16 protein-coding genes and 2 pseudogenes are annotated in these 14,141 nt (G+C 69.9%); 7 read left to right on the top strand and 11 right to left on the bottom strand.

What is annotated here, in order from left to right; all coding sequences use genetic code 11:
* Window positions 1-2 precede the first annotated feature (2 nt).
* Both malQ and VFV67_RS30440 read right to left on the bottom strand, forming a co-directional pair.
* The gene (gene malQ, locus VFV67_RS30445) at window positions 3-1,895 is read right to left on the bottom strand and encodes a 4-alpha-glucanotransferase (protein WP_326474130.1); all 1,893 of its coding nucleotides are present in this window, start codon (window positions 1,893-1,895) and stop codon (window positions 3-5) included.
* A gap of 11 nt (window positions 1,896-1,906) precedes the next feature.
* The gene (locus VFV67_RS30440; protein ID WP_326474129.1) at window positions 1,907-2,266 is read right to left on the bottom strand and encodes a hypothetical protein; all 360 of its coding nucleotides are present in this window, start codon (window positions 2,264-2,266) and stop codon (window positions 1,907-1,909) included.
* A 306-nt stretch (window positions 2,267-2,572) separates the two neighbouring features.
* Between VFV67_RS30440 and VFV67_RS30435 the strand changes: the two are divergent.
* The 4 genes and pseudogenes from VFV67_RS30435 to VFV67_RS30420 all read left to right on the top strand — a co-directional run.
* Window positions 2,573-2,851, top strand: a pseudogene (locus VFV67_RS30435) (hypothetical protein); the annotation flags it as partial.
* An 89-nt stretch (window positions 2,852-2,940) separates the two neighbouring features.
* A complete protein-coding gene (locus tag VFV67_RS30430; RefSeq protein ID WP_326474259.1) occupies window positions 2,941-4,632 on the top strand; it encodes a sodium:solute symporter family protein in 1,692 nt (563 codons plus the stop codon).
* 9 nt (window positions 4,633-4,641) lie between these two features.
* Window positions 4,642-4,899 carry a hypothetical protein gene (locus tag VFV67_RS30425; protein ID WP_326474128.1) on the top strand — a complete coding sequence of 86 codons (258 nt, stop codon included), beginning with the start codon at window positions 4,642-4,644 and terminating at the stop codon, window positions 4,897-4,899.
* 73 nt (window positions 4,900-4,972) lie between these two features.
* The gene (locus VFV67_RS30420) at window positions 4,973-6,484 is read left to right on the top strand and encodes an MFS transporter (RefSeq protein ID WP_326474127.1); all 1,512 of its coding nucleotides are present in this window, start codon (window positions 4,973-4,975) and stop codon (window positions 6,482-6,484) included.
* Window positions 6,485-6,546: 62 nt separating this feature from the next.
* On the opposite strand, the gene VFV67_RS30415 is transcribed toward VFV67_RS30420, so the two are convergent.
* Entirely contained in the window at window positions 6,547-6,750 is a 204-nt protein-coding gene (locus VFV67_RS30415) for a hypothetical protein (protein WP_326474126.1), read from the bottom strand.
* Between the two features lie 142 nt (window positions 6,751-6,892).
* On the opposite strand from VFV67_RS30415, the gene VFV67_RS30410 reads away from it, so the two are divergent.
* From VFV67_RS30410 to VFV67_RS30400, 3 genes are read left to right on the top strand one after another with little or no spacing between them, the layout of a single operon-like run.
* On the top strand, window positions 6,893-7,495 hold the full coding sequence (locus VFV67_RS30410) for a nucleotidyltransferase family protein (protein ID WP_326474125.1): 603 nt from the start codon (window positions 6,893-6,895) through the stop codon (window positions 7,493-7,495).
* Window positions 7,492-7,752, top strand: a complete 261-nt coding sequence (locus tag VFV67_RS30405) for a BON domain-containing protein (protein ID WP_326474124.1) — start codon at window positions 7,492-7,494, stop codon at window positions 7,750-7,752. Before VFV67_RS30410 ends, VFV67_RS30405 begins: the two co-directional genes overlap by 4 nt.
* Window positions 7,749-8,462, top strand: coding sequence for a metallophosphoesterase family protein (locus tag VFV67_RS30400; protein ID WP_326474123.1), 714 nt, complete (start codon window positions 7,749-7,751; stop codon window positions 8,460-8,462). Before VFV67_RS30405 ends, VFV67_RS30400 begins: the two co-directional genes overlap by 4 nt.
* Here the strand turns inward: VFV67_RS30400 and hypB are convergent.
* From hypB to VFV67_RS30360, 8 genes and pseudogenes are all read right to left on the bottom strand, one after another.
* The gene (hypB, locus tag VFV67_RS30395; protein ID WP_326474122.1) at window positions 8,433-9,155 is read right to left on the bottom strand and encodes a hydrogenase nickel incorporation protein HypB; all 723 of its coding nucleotides are present in this window, start codon (window positions 9,153-9,155) and stop codon (window positions 8,433-8,435) included. The two genes, VFV67_RS30400 and hypB, sit on opposite strands and share 30 nt — an antisense overlap.
* Window positions 9,128-9,490: a hydrogenase maturation nickel metallochaperone HypA gene (gene hypA, locus VFV67_RS30390; protein WP_326474121.1), complete on the bottom strand. Its 363-nt coding sequence runs from the start codon at window positions 9,488-9,490 to the stop codon at window positions 9,128-9,130. The genes hypB and hypA overlap by 28 nt, the downstream gene beginning before the upstream one ends.
* 1 nt (window position 9,491) lies before the next feature.
* The gene (gene hypE / locus VFV67_RS30385) at window positions 9,492-10,589 is read right to left on the bottom strand and encodes a hydrogenase expression/formation protein HypE (protein ID WP_326474120.1); all 1,098 of its coding nucleotides are present in this window, start codon (window positions 10,587-10,589) and stop codon (window positions 9,492-9,494) included.
* Window positions 10,586-11,713 carry a hydrogenase formation protein HypD gene (gene hypD / locus VFV67_RS30380; RefSeq protein WP_326474119.1) on the bottom strand — a complete coding sequence of 376 codons (1,128 nt, stop codon included), beginning with the start codon at window positions 11,711-11,713 and terminating at the stop codon, window positions 10,586-10,588. Before hypD ends, hypE begins: the two co-directional genes overlap by 4 nt.
* Before the next feature lie 11 nt (window positions 11,714-11,724).
* Window positions 11,725-11,997 (bottom strand): HypC/HybG/HupF family hydrogenase formation chaperone, encoded by a 273-nt coding sequence (locus VFV67_RS30375; protein WP_326474118.1) that lies wholly within the window; start codon window positions 11,995-11,997, stop codon window positions 11,725-11,727.
* Window positions 11,970-12,491, bottom strand: a complete 522-nt coding sequence (locus VFV67_RS30370) for a hydrogenase maturation protease (RefSeq protein ID WP_326474117.1) — start codon at window positions 12,489-12,491, stop codon at window positions 11,970-11,972. The genes VFV67_RS30375 and VFV67_RS30370 overlap by 28 nt, the downstream gene beginning before the upstream one ends.
* On the bottom strand, window positions 12,488-13,840 hold the full coding sequence (locus tag VFV67_RS30365) for a hypothetical protein (protein WP_326474116.1): 1,353 nt from the start codon (window positions 13,838-13,840) through the stop codon (window positions 12,488-12,490). The genes VFV67_RS30370 and VFV67_RS30365 overlap by 4 nt, the downstream gene beginning before the upstream one ends.
* Before the next feature lie 4 nt (window positions 13,841-13,844).
* Window positions 13,845-14,141 (bottom strand): annotated as a pseudogene (locus tag VFV67_RS30360) (hydrogenase expression protein HypE); the annotation flags it as partial.

Below are 14,141 nucleotides of genomic sequence, written 5' to 3'. Positions count from 1 at the left end.
TGTCACGGTAGTTCGTGCGGGCGGGCCCTGCCCAAGACCGCCACGGCTCGCCGCACCGCCGGGTGGCCGAGCAACTCGTCCACCGTGACCGGCAACGGGATCCGCCAGTTCGGGTACTCGTCGACCGTGCCCGGCAGGTTCGGTTGCCGGGGCTCGCCGAGGGCGTCCTGCGGAGAGGTCAGCAACAGCGTGCTGGCGGCGGTGGCGAGCAGCGCGTGCAGCGCGACGACCAGATCCTCCTCGGTCGGATCCGGGTCGAGCAGACCGTGCCCGGCGAGCAGCTCGAGCAACTCGGCACGTTCCGCCCCGGCCCGCTCCAGCTCGGCGGCCGGGTCGGTGAGCAGGCCGAGCTCGGCGCGCACCCGGACGTGCTCGGCGCGCAGGAAGCCGGCAGCGGTGGGCAGGTCGTGGGTGGAGATGCTGGCCATGGCCGCCCGGGGCCAGCGGCGCGGCGGCAGCAGCGGCTCGCCGGGCGCGTCCTGGTCGCGCTGGAACCACAGCACCGCCGAGCTGAGCAGGCCGCGCTCGTGCAGCGTCGCGGTCACCTCGTCGGACACCGTCCCGAGGTCCTCGCCGACCACGATCGCCGACGCCCGGTGTGCCTCGAGGGCGAGGATGCCCACCAGCGCCTCGGCGTCGTAGCGCACGTAGGTGCCCTGGTCCGGCGGGTAGCCCGGCGGGATCCACCACAGCCGCCACAGCCCGGCGACGTGGTCCACCCGGATGCCGTCGGCGTGCGCGAGCACCGCGCGGATCACGTCCCGGAACGGGCGGTAACCGGCGGCGGCCAGCCGGTCCGGACGCCAGGGCGGCAGGTTCCAGTCCTGGCCGCTCTGGCTGAACGGGTCGGGCGGGGCGCCGACGGTGACCTCGGAGGCCAGCACGTCCTGCAGCGCCCACCCGTCGGCGCCGCCCGGGTCCACCCCGACCGGAAGGTCGTGCACGATGCCGATCGCCATGCCGGCCCGGTGCGCCGCCGCCCGGGCGTCGTCGAGCTGCCCGGCGCACAGCGACTGCAGCCAGGCGTGGAAGGCCACCCGGTCGGCCAGATCGGCCCGCGCCTCGGCGACCTGCTGGTTCCCCGGATGGCGCAGCGCCGCCGGCCACTTGCGCCAGTCCGGACCGTGCCGCTCGGCCAGCGCGCAGAACGTGGCGAAGTCCCTGAGGTCGGGATCGAGCCGGGCGACGGTGAGCTGGCCGGCCCACATCCGCTCAAGGGCGGCCAGCTTGGTGGCCCACACGGCGTCGTAGTCGATCAGGTCCGGGCGCCGGACCGGCTCGACGCCGGGGACGCGCAGGTAGAGCGGGTTGGCGAAGCGCCGGCTCGACGGGGAGTAGGGCGAGCGCTGCACCGGCGTGCTCGGCGTGATCGCCTGGACCGGGTTGACCAGCAGCACCCCGGCGCCAAGCGCGGCGGAGCCGGTGGCGAACGCGCTCAGGTCGGCGAGGTCGCCGATGCCCTGCGTGCCGGCCGAGTGCAGCGCGTAGAGCTGGACCTGCCAGCCCCAGGCCGGCGGCACGGCGGGCAGCCGGCGCGGGGTGACCACGACGGTGATCTCGCGGTCCGTCGTGGTCAGCGTGTGCCAGCCGAGCGGGAGGTCGGCGGGTAGCCGGTCGGGCACGGCGAGGACGGTGCCGTCCTCGGTGGTCAGCTCTCCGGTCATCTCCGGCCGGTCGCCCTGCCTGATCACCACCGGGTCCGGTACGGCGGTGCGGTCCGCGCGGGTATCGGCCAGCGCGGCCCGAACCGCCCGTGCGCTGCCCGCGTCCACCCCCAACTCGGCGAGCACGGCGCGCACGACGTCGTCGGAGACCGCGACGCGGCGGCGCTGTGTGTCCTCGTACCAGGTGGCGACTCCGTGCGCGCCGGCCAGCGCGCCCAGCTCATCATCCATCCGGCAAGAATTTACCGGGCCGACGCGCGCGGGCTCGGCATGGTCAGGCGCAGACCGTCCCGCGCGGTGAGCAGGGCAAGTCGCGCCTGGTCCGGGTCCTCGGCGTCGAGCCGCAGCCGGGCGTCCCGCACGGCGTGCACCGCGGCGGCAACCCGGCAGGTGTCCCCAACGGCCGCGGTCCAGGCGAGCGCCCCGCGCAACGTGTCGTCGCACCGGTGCAGCACCTGCACGTCCGGGTCACTGGACAGCTGCTCGAGCACGCTGTCCACCGCCGTGCGCAGGTACCGGCCGGGAACGGGCACCGGCTGCCGGTGCACGACGGGCTCCCGCCTGGCCAGCGGCGCCGTCCGCAGTTCCGTCTTGACGTCCATCGTTCGGTGTTGCTTCGACACCACGACCCACCCCTCCCGCACCGCAGTGGCGCACAGCAGGCCCAGCCGGAAGCACCCGGTTGGCGGCGAGCCCATCCTACGAGCACATCGCCCGCCGCGACACGCCAAGAATTGCTAAATTCGCCTTACAAGTACCGGTTCTACCCGGTTAACTCCTCCCCGACGCCCACCCCTCCCCCACCTTCACCCAACCAGGCGACAACCCGATCCAACATCCGCTGGCCAGCGTGGCGTACGCGATTCGGCTGCCGGCCATGAGGGAGGACGACCCATCGCAAGACGACCGAGATCCGCGTCAACGACTCCAGTCGGAAGAAGATCAACGTGGGTGCGCTGATCCGATTCCGGTGTCAGGGCGACGGAGTCCTGACCCGGGTCACCCGGGTTGCCCACTACCGCAGTTTCGAAGAGATGTTCGACGACGAGGATGTCCGCTCGGTCAACCCACTGGCGACGCGCACGGAGCAGCTGACGAACATCCGCCAGATCTATCCCCCCAAACGAGAAGCGCTCGGCGTCGTCGCGCTCGGCATCGAACTGGTCGACTCGCCGCGGCCGGCCTGACCGCCCATCGCCCGCCGGTGCGCTCGTGTCCAGCGAGACGTGATCACTCGTGCTCTCCTTACTGAGTATGGGCTCTGGAGGTGAGTGGGTTGTACGTGCTGGCCGAGGCTGATGTGCAGTTGGATGCCAACGCGGTGGATTACGCGTTGGTGGGGTTCTATTTCGTGCTGGTTCTGGGGATCGGGTACGTGGCGCGGCGGCAGGTGTCGACCAGTCTCGACTTCTTCCTGTCTGGACGGTCGTTGCCGGCGTGGGTGACCGGGTTGGCGTTCATCGCGGCCAACCTGGGGGCCATCGAGGTCATGGGGATGTCGGCGAACGGGGCGCAGTACGGGATGCCGACCGCGCACTACTTCTGGATCGGCGCGGTGCCCGCGATGCTGTTCCTCGGCATCGTGATGATGCCTTTCTACTACGGCTCCAAGGTGCGCAGCGTGCCGGAGTTCATGTTGCGGCGGTTCGGCAAGCCGGCGCACCTGGTGAACGCGATCTCGTTCGCCACGGCCCAGATTCTCATCGCCGGGATCAACCTGTTCCTGCTCGCCAGCGTGATCGACCTGCTGCTCGGCTGGCCGATCTGGGTCTCGGTGATCGTGGCCGCGGCGATCGTGCTGACCTACACCGCGCTCGGCGGGCTGTCCGCGGCCATCTACAACGAGGTGCTGCAGTTCTTCGTCATCGTGGCCGCGCTGCTGCCGCTGACCCTCATCGGGCTGTACAAAGTGGGCGGCTGGCAGGGTCTGGTCGACCGGGTGTCCGACCCGGCGCAGGTGCACACCTGGCCGGGCAACCAGCTCACCGGGTTCGGCAGCAACTTCCTTTCCGTGCTCGGCCTGGTCTTCGGGCTCGGGTTCGTCCTCTCGTTCGGTTACTGGACGACGAACTTCGTCGAGGTGCAGCGCGCCATGGCGGCCCGCAGCATGTCCGCGGCCATGCGCACGCCGATCATCGGCGCGTTTCCGAAGATCTTCGTGCCGTTCCTGGTGATCATCCCGGGCATGGTCGCCGGGGTGTCGGTCGCGGAACTGGCCGGGGAGAACAAGGAGGCGCTGCTGGCCGAGCAGGCCGCGCCGAGCGGAGCCACGTTCAACGACGCGCTGCTGCTGCTGATGCGCGACCTGCTGCCCAACGGGATGCTCGGGGTGGCCATCGCCGGCCTGCTGGCCTCGTTCATGGCCGGCATGGCGGCCAACCTCAGCTCGTTCAACACCGTGTTCACCTACGACATCTGGCAGGACTACTTCGTCAAGGACCGGCCGGACGGCTACTACCTGCGGTTCGGCCGAATGGTCACCGCCGGGGCGACGATCCTGGCGATCGGCACCGCGTTCATCGCGGCCAACTACACGAACCTGATGGACTACCTGCAGCAGCTGTTCTCCTTCTTCAACGCGCCGCTGTTCGCCACGTTCATCCTGGGCATGTTCTGGCGGCGGATGACGCCGACGGCCGGCTGGGCCGGTCTGGTCAGCGGCATCCTGACCGCGGTCGGGGTGTTCGTGCTGTCCGAGTCCGGGGTGTGGGCGCTGCCCGGGCAGGGCTCGGCGTTCGTCGGCGCCGGACTGGCGTTCGCGGTGGACATCGCGGTCAGCGTCGTCGTCTCCTACCGGACCGTCCCCAAACCGGACGCCGAGTTGGCCGGCCTGGTCTACTCGCTGACTCCCAAGGCGGACCGGCAACACGAGACCACCGGCGCCGACGCCGGCTGGTACCGCAACCCGACCCTGCTTGCCGGGATCGCGCTCGGCCTCACCGTCCTGATGAACATCTTCTTCTTCTAGGGAGCCGACATGACCACGCCATCCCGCGCGTTCGACCTCCGGTTGGTCATCGCGCTGCTGATCGGGGTGTATGGCCTGGTGCTCACCGTGCTGGGACTCGCCTTCACCTCCGACGCGGACATCGAGAAGTCGGCCGGCGTCAACGTCAATCTGTGGGCGGGCATCTGCATGGTGCTCGCCGCGGCCGGGTTCCTGCTGTGGGCCCGGTTGCGACCGCTCGCCGTGCCGACCCGCGACGACACCGACACGGAACGCACTTCCGGATAACGCAGCGTGACGACCGTTTACCAGGGCCTGACCTGGGAATCCTCGCCGGCAGTCGTTAACCCTGGAGGTCGTCATGGTGGCAACACCCAACACGGCGGCAACCGGTGTGGTGCGCACCCTGATTCCGGCGCGGATCGACAGGTTGCCCTGGTCCAAGTTCCACACCCGCATGGTGATCGCCCTGGGGGTGGCCTGGATCCTGGATGGCCTGGAGATCACCGTCGCCAGCGCGGTGGCGGAGACGCTGACCAAGCCCGAGACGCTGAACATGTCCTCGACCGCGGTCGGGCTGATGGCGACGGTGTACCTGGCCGGTGAGGTGGTCGGCGCGCTGGTGTTCGGCAGCCTGTCCGACCGGCTCGGCCGGCGGAACCTGTTCATGATCACCCTGGGCGTGTACCTGTTCGGCAGCGGCCTGACCGCGCTGACCCTTGGCAACGACGGCTTCTGGGTGTTCTTCCTGTACATGACCCGGTTCATCGCCGGGATGGGCATCGGCGGTGAGTACGCCGCGATCAACTCCGCGATCGACGAGCTGATCCCGGCCCAGTACCGGGGTCGGGTGGACATCGCGGTCAACGGCACCTACTGGGCCGGCGCGATCATCGGCACGCTGGGCACGTTCATCCTGCTCAACGTGGTCGACCTGTCGCTGGGCTGGCGGCTGGGCTTCCTGCTCGGTCCGGTGCTCGGCGTGGTGATCCTGCTGGTACGCCGCAACCTGCCGGAAAGCCCGCGCTGGCAGGTGATGAACGGCCGGAACGAGGAAGCCGAGAAGTCGATCAGCATGATCGAGCAGGAGGTGCGCGACTCCGGCCAGGAACTGCCGCCGGTGGACGAGAGCAAGGCAATGGACGTCAAGCCGGCGGAGAAGATCGGCTATGTCACGCTGACCCGGGTGCTGTTCCGGGACTATCCGCGCCGGGCGGTCCTCGGCGCCTCCCTGATGATCAGCCAGTCGTTCCTGTACAACGCGATCTTCTTCACCTACACGTTGGTGCTCGGCAAGTTCTACGGGGTGCCGGCGGAGATGACGCCGATCTACCTGATCGCGTTCGCGGTCGGCAACCTGGCCGGACCGCTGACCATCGGCCGGCTGTTCGACACGATCGGCCGCCGCACGATGATCTCCGGAACCTACATCCTGTCCGGCGGGCTGCTCGCGGTGAGCGCGTTCCTGTTCTATGCCGGGGCACTCAACGCCGTCACGCAGACGATCTGCTGGTGCGTGATCTTCTTCTTCGCCTCGGCCGGAGCCAGCTCCGCCTACCTGACGGTGAGCGAGATCTTCCCGCTCGAGGTGCGGGCCAAGGCGATCGCGGTGTTCTTCGCCATCGCGCAGTGCTTCGGGGCGCTCGGTCCGGTGATCTACGGCGCGTTGATCGGCGACGGGTCGCGTCCGTTCCCGCTGTTCATCGGCTACCTGCTGGGCGCAACGTTCATGATCGCCGGTGGCGCGGTGGCCCGGTTCTGCGCCGTGGACGCCGAACGCCGCTCGCTGGAGGACATCGCCGAGCCGCTCTCGGTCACCGGCCGCAAGGGCCGCACCCGGGCGGAGGGCGCGGGCGCGCCGTTCACGACCTGACCTCCGGATGAGACGGTGCGCGGCGCCCGGGAAACCGGGCGCCGCGCACCGTCCGTTGTGGACTAGCTCATCCGGTTGCGCAGCATCTCCTTGCCCTGCTCGGCACCCTTGCGGCTCTCGCCCTGGGCCTTGCGGAAGAACTTCGCCAGTTCCTGGTCACCTTCGCGCTCGGCGTCCTGGATGTAGGTGTCCAGGCGCAGCGTGTTGCTCAGGCAGGCCTCCACGAACCAGATGAGGTTGTAGTCCTTGTCCTTCGTCCCTGTCACGTGGCCGGTTTCGGCACTCGTCACAGACACAAGCTCCACCTTCCTCTCTCTTGTCTCCCTCTGGTCGGCTACCCACCGAACCGCGTCTCATACCCCCGTTCCGGTCGTTTGTGTCCCTCGGGCGCGTGGTAACCGTCCTGACATGGGGCGAGTAACGGCGATCGAGTCGATTCGCAGCGATCAGGACGCGCTGCTGCGCACCCTGGCCCGGGTGGCCAAGGCACTGCGCGATGCGGACGTGCCGTTCGCCGTGACCGGCGGATGCGCGGTCTACGCGCGCGGCGGGCCGGCGACCGAACACGACCTGGACCTGCTGGTGCGGGAAGAGGACGTGCCGGCGGCGGTGAGCGCGCTGGTCGGTGCCGGGATGCGCGCGGCGGAGGCGGCCGAGGACTGGCTGACCAAGGTGTACGACGGCGATCGCCTTGTGGATCTGCTGTTCCGGCCGAACGAGCGGCCGGTGACCGAGCAGACGCTGGAGCGTGCCGAGGAGATGCGGGTCGGCGGGACCCTCGCACCGGTGCAGAACGCGACCGACGTGCTGGTCAACAAGCTGCTCACGCTGAGCGAGCACCGGTGCGACTTCAGCCTGCTGCTGACCATCGCCCGGGCCCTGCGGGAGCAGATCGACTGGACCCGGCTGGGCGAGCAGACCGCGTCCTCACCCTTCGCCGAGGCGTTCCTGCTGCTGGTCGCGCGGCTGAACATCGCCTCCGGCGACGGACTACCGGAAGGAACCCCATGACGACCGACCAGGATGCGCCGCAGTACCGGGCGGCGCGGTTGCGCCAGGCGCTGGCCGAGGATCCGCGCACAACCGAGCTCGGTGTGCGGGTGACGGTGCGCGGCGAGCACGTTCTGCTGTCCGGACAGGTGGTTTCCGAGCAGCGGCGCGACGAGCTGGCCCGCGTGCTGGCTGAGATCGCACCGAACCTGGAGATATACAACGATGTTCGGGTGACCAACGCCGGTGAGCCGAGCGGGAGGGAGGACCTGCGGTGATCCGGATCGCCGCCGTCGGTGACGTGCACCTCGGCGAGGACGCCAGGGGCAGGTTGCGGCCGGCCCTGGAGAATGTCGGCGAGCACGCGGACGTGCTGCTGGTCGCCGGCGACCTGACCCGGCACGGAACCCTGGACGAGGCTCAGGTGGTGGCCGACGAGTTCGCCGACCTGCCGGTTCCGGTGATCACCGTGCTCGGCAACCACGACTACCACAGCGACCAGCAGGAGGCGATCGCCGGGCTGCTCGAGGACAACGGGATCCGGGTGCTCGAAGGCGGCAGCATGGTGGTCGAGGTAGGGGATGCGCGGCTGGGCGTGGCCGGGGTCAAGGGCTTCGGCGGCGGCTTCGCCGGCAAGTGCGGCAGTGCGTTCGGCGAGCCGGAGATGAAGGCGTTCATCGCGCACACCGGGCAGATCGCCGACCGGTTGCGGCACGCGCTGGACTCGATGGAGGACGTCGACGTCCGGGTCGCGCTCACGCACTACGCACCGACTGCGGACACGCTGCGCGGTGAGCCGCCCGAGATCTACCCGTTCCTCGGCTCATACCTGCTCGGCGAGGCAATCGACACCGCCGGCACCGACCTCGCCATCCACGGCCACGCCCACTTCGGTTGCGAGCAGGGCCTGACCGCCGGAGGCGTCCGGGTGCGCAACGTCGCCCAACCCGTGATCAACTCAGCGTTCGCCGTCTACTGCATCCAGTAGCCAGGAATACCAGCCGGACATGCCGTCGCCCTTGGTGGCCGAGACCTCGAGCACCGTGGCTCCCGGCCGCACCCGGTCCAGGTAGTGCCGGAACCGGTCGACCGGGAAGTCGAGGTAGGGCAACAGGTCCATCTTGTTCAGCACCACGATGTCCGCGATGCGGAACATGTACGGGTACTTCAGCGGCTTGTCGGCGCCCTCGGTGACCGACATGACCACGGCGCGGCTGGTCTCGCCGAGGTCGAACAGCGCGGGGCACACCAGGTTTCCGACATTCTCGATGAACACCACCGATCGCGGCCGCGGGTCGAGCGCGCGCAGCGCACCGGCCAGCATCTCGGCGTCGAGGTGGCAGCCGGCGCCGGTGTTCACCTGGACCACGCTGCATCCGGTGGCATCGATCCGGTCGGCGTCGAAGGAGGTCTCCTGGTCGCCCTCCACCACGGCCATGTCGGTCTCGCCGGCCAGGTCCCGGATCGTGCGCTCGAGCAGCGTGGTCTTGCCCGACCCGGGTGAGCTCATCATGTTCACCGCGCGGATTCCCCGCTGGGTGAGCCAGCTGCGGTTGCGCGCGGCCAGCTCGTCGTTGCGGGCCAGCACCTTCTGCTCCAGCGTGACGGTGTGCCCGTGACCATGAGCGTGGTCGTGGGCGGGCGGGCCGGGACTCACCGAGCAGCCGCAGGTGGCACACATGCGGGGCTCACCTCCACCGACTTGATCAGCATGTCCTGACCGGACAGCACTGCCACATTGGCCCCGTCGCACGCCGGACACAGCACGATCGGATCGTCCACGGTGAACTCCTCGGCACAGTCCCGGCACCGCGCCGCGCCGGACGGTTCGTCGATCTCCAACCGGGCACCGGCCAGCGTGGTGCCCTCGACGACCAGGTCGAAGCAGAACCGGACCGAGTCCGCCACGACGCCGGAAAGCTTGCCGATCTCCAGGCGGACACAGCTGATCCGCGCGTCGCCGAGTCGCTCCTCTACCGCATCGACCACGGCCTGGGTCAGGGAAAGTTCGTGCATGTCAACAGATCCGCGGCAACGGGTCGCCGACCAGCAGGTCGCAGATCCGGGTCCCGCCGAACACGGTGTTCAGCAGGACCAGGCCGGGCGGGTCGGCCTTGATCCGGCCGATGACCGCCGCCTGCGCACCGAGTGGGTGCCGGCGCAGCGCGGCCAGCGCGGTCTGTGCCTCGGCACCGTCCACGATGGCCACGATCCGGCCCTCACAGGCGACGTAGAGCGGGTCGATGCCGAGCAACTCCGAGGCGCCGCGCACCTCGGTGCCGACCGGGATGCGCTCCTCGTCGACCACGACGGCCACGTTGGCCGCCTTGGCCACCTCGTTGAGGATCGTGGCCACGCCCCCGCGGGTGGCGTCCCGCATGGCCCGGACACCGGACGTGGCGGCCAGCAGGCCGGCCACCAGGCCGTGCACCGGTGCGGTGTCGGAGACCAGGTCCGCCTCGATGTCCAGCTCGCCGCGGGCGAGCATCACCGTCACCCCGTGCTCGCCGATCGGGCCGGAGACCAGCACCGCGTCGCCGGGTCTGGCGGTGGCGACGCCCAACTGCCGCTCGTGCTCGAACACACCGACCCCGGCGGTGTTGAGGTAGCAGCCGTCCGCCTTGCCGCGCTGCACCACCTTGGTGTCCCCGGTGGCGATCGACACGCCGGCCGCGTCGGCGGCGGCCCGCATCGAGTCCACGATCGTCATCAGGTCGGCGACCGGGAAGCCCTCCTCCAGGATGAACCCGGCGGTCAGGTACAGCGGCCGGGCGCCGGACACGGCGAGGTCGTTCACCGTGCCGTTGACCGCGAGATCACCGATGTTCCCGCCGGGGAAGAACAGCGGGGACACCACGAACGAGTCGGTGGTCAGGGCCAGCCGGCCGCCGCCGACGGCCAGCACGGCCGCGTCCTCGAGCGGCTCGAGCAGCGGGTTGCGGAACGCCTCGAGGAAGATCGCGTCGATCAGCGTCTGGGTCGCCTTGCCGCCCGACCCGTGGGCCAGCGTGATCCGCTCCTCCCGGACCTTCGCCCGGCGCCGCCGCGCCTTCTCGATCCGGTCGAGCACCTGCTGCTCCCGTTCGGACGGCTGCACGGTCTGGTTGGCGCTCATGAAATGCTCGCCTCCCGCACCCGGGTCCGGGTGAACCGGCCGAAGTTGTAGTAGGCGGCGCAGGCTCCCTCCGGCGAGACCATGCAGGTGCCGATCGGCGTCTCCGGGGTGCATGCGGTGCCGAACACCTTGCACTCCCACGGCTTCAGCACGCCCTTGAGCACCTCCCCGCACTGGCACGCCTTGGGATCGGCGACCCGCACGCCCGGCACCTGGTAGTGCAGTTCGGCGTCGAACCTCGCGTACTTCTCCCGGATCCGCAGGGCCGAGTGGGAGATGAAGCCGAGCCCGCGCCATTCGAAGTACGGCCGCAGTTCCATCGTCTCGGCGATCGCCCGCAGCGCGGTGCTGTTGCCCTGCCACGGAACCACCCGGGAGTACTGGTTCTCCACCGCCGCGCGGCCCTCCTTCAGCTGCAGCATCAGCAGGTAGATCGACTGCAGGATGTCCAGCGGCTCGAACCCGGCGACCACGATCGGCTTGCCGTAGTCGGCCGCGATGAACTCGTAGGGCCGGCAGCCGATCACGGTGGACACGTGGCCCGGTCCGATGAACCCGTCGAGTCGCAGATCCGGCGAGTCCAGGATCGCCTTGATCGCCGGGATGATCGTGATGTGGTTGCAGAACACGGAAAAGTTCTCGATGCCGTCCTTTGCCGCGCGCAGCACGGTCATCGCGGTGGACGGCGCGGTGGTCTCGAACCCGATGGCCATGAACACCACCTGCTGGTCCGGGTGCTGCCGCGCGATCTTGAGCGAATCCAGCGGCGAGTAGACCATCCGGATGTTGGTGCCCTCGGCGTTGGAGTCGAAGAAGTTCCCGTCACTGCCCGGGACCCGCATCATGTCGCCGAACGAGGTCATCAGCACGCCGGGCCGGCGGGCGATGTGGATCGCGTCGTCGATCCGGCCCATCGGGATCACGCACACCGGGCAGCCCGGCCCGTGGATCAAGGTGATGCTCTCCGGCAGGTAGTCCTCGAGTCCGTGCTTGTAGATGGTGTGCGTGTGCCCGCCGCACACCTCCATGAACTTGTACTCGCGGCCGGGCTCGCACAGGCTGGTGATCTTGGCGGACAGCGCCCTTGCCTTCTCGGCGTCCCGGAACTCGTCGACGAACCGCATGACCTCAACTCCTAAACGATCTGCGAGTCGCGCAGCGCGGCCAACTCGTCCTCGTAGGCCTTGCCGATCCCCTCGAGGAACTCCATGGCCGCCTTGGCCTCCGCCTCGTCGATCTTGGACAGCGCGAACCCGACGTGGATCAGCACCCAGTCGCCCGGCTTGATCTCCTCCTCGGCCAGCAGGCCGATGTTGATCGCCCGTTTCACCCCGCTCACGTCGACCCTGGCCAGGTCCGGCCGGTCGGTCAGGATCTCGATCACCTCACCGGGAATGCCGAGGCACATGGCTGCTCCTTCGCTCTCGCGCCAGAACCGTGCGTCGCGACGAGGTGGCGCACGAGGTCGACGGCGGTGCCCACCGCGCGCTCGACCACCGGGCTGAGCCCCATCCGCTGGTCCAACCGTTCCGGCTCGCACCCGACCAGCAGCACCCGGCCCGGGTCCGCGCCGAGCGTGCGCACCAGGCGCAGCACCACATCCGGCTGCATCCCGTGCGCGTCGAGCACCGGCGCGACGTCGTCCCCGGATGCCGGGTCCAACTCGATCACGTAGACCGTGCCGGGCGGTTCGCCCCGGCCGGTCGCGTCGACCAGGATGATCAGCTCGTATCCGGCGCCGGCCAGGTCGTAGGCCAGGTGCATGCCGCGGATGCCGTAGTCGGCCACCCGGACCGATTCCGGAACGTCCACTTCGGACAGTCTGCGAGCCACCTCGACGCCGAACCCGTCGTCGCCGAGGAAGATGTTCCCGATGCCGGCCACCAGTACCGTCGGCGTCATAGCGGCTCGACCTCGTCCGGTCGGAAGTAGCGGTACCGGCCGTGTGCGGCGAACAGCTCGGCGCCCGGGTCGTCCTCGACGGTCACCGCGAGGTACCGCTCGCCGTCCACGTCGAGCAGCACCGCGTGCACCAGGGCCGTGCGGCCGGCCAGGAACATGTCGTGCGCGTCGGCCCGCCCGTGCGGTTGCAGCCGCACCCGCGCACCCCGGCCGACCTCCACTCCGGACACCCGCACGGTGTCGGTCTGCGGGGACACCGAGGCGTCCGCGCCCGGGTCCCACCACGGCAGCTCCGGCCGCGCGGCGAGGTCGGCGGGCTCCTCCGGGGTCGGCGCGGTGATCGAGCGCAGGTAGCGCACGCTGCCGTGCAGCCGCTCGAGCAACTCGGCCGGCAGGTTGTCCACCCGGTCGATCAGCTCGGCCGCCCGGTCGTCGGTGGCCCTGGCCGCGTGCTTCTCCGCGTCGGTCAGGGTCATCGTGCGCAGGGTGAGGATCTCGTCGATCTCCGTGCCGTCGAACAGGTCGCCCGGGCTCTCCGCGGCGATCACCGGGTGGTCGTACAGGATGATCGGCGAGCAGAGCACGGTGTCCCGCCGATCCGGGTCGCCGACCAGTACCGGCCAGATCCGGTCGTTGACGCACTCCGCCGCGGCGACCGAGGCCCACTCCGGGGGGTCGAGCAGCGACAGAAAGCTGCCGGCGGACACCGAAAGCAGCACATGCGTGGCGATCAGCCCATGGTGCAGCGCCGCGGCCCTCGTGGTCTGCGGCAGGTGCCAGGTCGAGGTGTTCGTCACCCGCAACCGCAGCTTGAGCCCGCCGAACGGACCGGGCAGCGGCTCCGCGCGCAGCGACAGCTCGCCGGACAGCGGGTTGCGCCTGCGCACCAGCCGGGCCCGCCGCGGACCGGGGATCGGCTCGACATCCTCCCCACCGTCCACGTGGAACGGAACACGGCGATCCGCGCCGAGCAGGTCGGCGAACCGGAGCACGGCGTCGACCTCGCGCTCGACCGCCTCCTCCCACGAGGTGTGCTCGACGCCGTCCGCGGTGATCGACGGCACCGGGCGGTACCCGGTGCCGTCGGGGATCTCCACCGTCCTGGCCTGCACCTGCAGGAATCGCAGCCGGACATGCAGGCTCGCGTGCTCGCCCGGCTCCACCAGCAGCTCGCTGCCGCACCAGGAGTGCTCGCCGGTGCCACCGGCCGCGTAGCCGGGCGGCATCAGCACGCCCCACTGCCACCGCACCTGGTTCTTGGCCGCGGCGGCGCGGTACGGGTAGAGCAGGTAACCCTCGTAGAGCACGGCGTCCGCGATCGCCCGCGCCCGGTCCAACGCAGCGGTCATCGGCTCACCAGGAAGCCTTGTACCCGGTCGTCAGCTCGCGACCCTTCTTGCGCCACGCCGGCTCGCGGTCGGCCTTGCGCTCGGTGATCTTGCGCAACCGCCTGATCACGCCGCCGTAGACCTTGCTCCCGGCCGCGGACACCCTCGACCCGGGCGGCGGGTCCATGAAGGGCATGAATTTGTCGGGGAAGCCGGGCATGGTGCAGGCGATGCAGATGCCGCCGACGTTGGGGCAGCCGCCCACGCCGTTGATCCAGCCGCGTTTGGGTACGTTGCACTTGACGACCGGGCCCCAGCAGCC

The sequence above is a fragment of the Actinophytocola sp. genome, assembly GCF_035762905.1.
Taxonomy (GTDB): domain Bacteria; phylum Actinomycetota; class Actinomycetes; order Mycobacteriales; family Pseudonocardiaceae; genus DASYTH01.
This window is presented reverse-complemented; position numbering and strand designations above follow the sequence as displayed.

Bases quoted from the DNA above. Each gene is read 5' to 3' on its own strand.
- malQ (WP_326474130.1), bottom strand. From the start codon at position 1,895: ATGGATGATGAGCTGGGCGCGCTGGCCGGCGCGCACGGAGTCGCCACC.
- VFV67_RS30440 (WP_326474129.1), bottom strand. From the start codon at position 2,266: ATGGACGTCAAGACGGAACTGCGGACGGCGCCGCTGGCCAGGCGGGAG.
- VFV67_RS30425 (WP_326474128.1), top strand. From the start codon at position 4,642: ATGACCACGCCATCCCGCGCGTTCGACCTCCGGTTGGTCATCGCGCTG.
- VFV67_RS30420 (WP_326474127.1), top strand. From the start codon at position 4,973: ATGGTGGCAACACCCAACACGGCGGCAACCGGTGTGGTGCGCACCCTG.
- VFV67_RS30410 (WP_326474125.1), top strand. From the start codon at position 6,893: ATGGGGCGAGTAACGGCGATCGAGTCGATTCGCAGCGATCAGGACGCG.
- VFV67_RS30405 (WP_326474124.1), top strand. From the start codon at position 7,492: ATGACGACCGACCAGGATGCGCCGCAGTACCGGGCGGCGCGGTTGCGC.
- hypB (WP_326474122.1), bottom strand. From the start codon at position 9,155: ATGTGTGCCACCTGCGGCTGCTCGGTGAGTCCCGGCCCGCCCGCCCAC.
- hypA (WP_326474121.1), bottom strand. From the start codon at position 9,490: ATGCACGAACTTTCCCTGACCCAGGCCGTGGTCGATGCGGTAGAGGAG.
- hypE (WP_326474120.1), bottom strand. From the start codon at position 10,589: ATGAGCGCCAACCAGACCGTGCAGCCGTCCGAACGGGAGCAGCAGGTG.
- hypD (WP_326474119.1), bottom strand. From the start codon at position 11,713: ATGCGGTTCGTCGACGAGTTCCGGGACGCCGAGAAGGCAAGGGCGCTG.
- VFV67_RS30375 (WP_326474118.1), bottom strand. From the start codon at position 11,997: ATGTGCCTCGGCATTCCCGGTGAGGTGATCGAGATCCTGACCGACCGG.
- VFV67_RS30370 (WP_326474117.1), bottom strand. From the start codon at position 12,491: ATGACGCCGACGGTACTGGTGGCCGGCATCGGGAACATCTTCCTCGGC.
- VFV67_RS30365 (WP_326474116.1), bottom strand. From the start codon at position 13,840: ATGACCGCTGCGTTGGACCGGGCGCGGGCGATCGCGGACGCCGTGCTC.